The 1,176-nt window shown below is 63.2% G+C and carries 1 protein-coding gene; it reads right to left on the reverse strand.

What is annotated here, in order from left to right; genetic code table 11:
* On the reverse strand, nt 1–985 hold a 985-nt coding region (locus BQ17_RS10255), incomplete at its 3' end, for an IS110 family transposase (RefSeq protein ID WP_141699219.1).
* Nucleotides 986–1,176: the final 191 nt, after the last annotated feature.

Raw genomic sequence — 1,176 nt, forward strand, 5'->3', positions numbered from 1 at the left:
CGGTTTCGGTTGGGGTAAAGAAGCGGCTGCTGTCGAAGGGGGTTCGGTTCTTGAGCATGGCATGAATGGCGTGCAGGAGCTTGCGCATGACGGCACAGACGGCCTGGATCTTTTTGAGGTCACGGGTTTCGATGAGGTGCTGGTAGTAGGCTCGGACATTCGGGTCATGGCGTGTCGCGCTGAGCGCGGGCATGTAGAGGGCGATGCGCAGGTAGCGGTTGCCGGCCTTGGACCGGCGCGGTTTCTTGTTGACGCTGGTGCCGGATTGGTATTCCCGCGGATCGAGGCCCGCCAGAGCGCCCCATTGCTTGGCCCGCATGTCCTCGGGGAAGACCAGCAGCTCGCCGAGGAGCTGGATGGCGCTGGCGGCGGCGATGCCGGTGACGCTGATGAGCCGCTCGCAGGTGTGTTGGAGGTTCTGGTCAGTGGCGATGAGGTCTAAGGCCTGTTGGCGCAAGTGTTCGATCTGGGCATCCAGGTGAGCGATGCTCTGAAGCAAATCAGCGATCAGGAAGTCCGGTGTCGTGGCGGTAAGCTGAGCGGCATGGAGTTGGTTTTTGGTTTGGGTTCGCAGCTTGTTCAGCGCCGCGATGCGGCGGGCACAGGCACGCATGGCCAGAGCCACGGCATCGGGGCGTTGCCAGGGGGTGAAGGGCATGCGCAGAGCGAACTGGGCCAGGACGGTGGCATCGACGGCATCGGTCTTGGTACGCGACGGCATGGCCTCGGCGAAGCGTTTGGCGGCCTCGGGGTTGATCACCATCACGTCCAGCCCCGCATCATCCAGAGCCAGGGCCAGCTCAAGGGGGTACAGGCCCGTGGCCTCCAGACAGACGCGGCTGACCTGAGCCTTGCGCAAGCGGTTGATCAGGGCCACATGCCCGTGGGGGGTGTTGTTGAACTCACGGGGTTTTCCGGTCTGCCCCTCACGGCTGATGACCAGGGTGACCGTTTTGTGGCTGACATCGATTCCGGCGGTCTTCATCGTTGGGTGCTCCAATTCAGTTAGGATGGTGACCTGGTTCCCCGACCCTGAACCCTCGCCTACCGACCTTGTGTCTGCAGGCTCAAGAGCTTTGCTCACGGCCTCGGATACGCTTCGGTATTGGCGAAGCGGGCGGGGAGCCAATCTACGGACAGGCTCGAGGCCTCAGGGTGGGACGGCTTCCCAGGTAC

The organism is Candidatus Thiosymbion oneisti (assembly GCF_900092655.1).
In the GTDB taxonomy this organism is placed as follows: Bacteria; Pseudomonadota; Gammaproteobacteria; order Chromatiales; family Chromatiaceae; genus Thiosymbion; species Thiosymbion oneisti.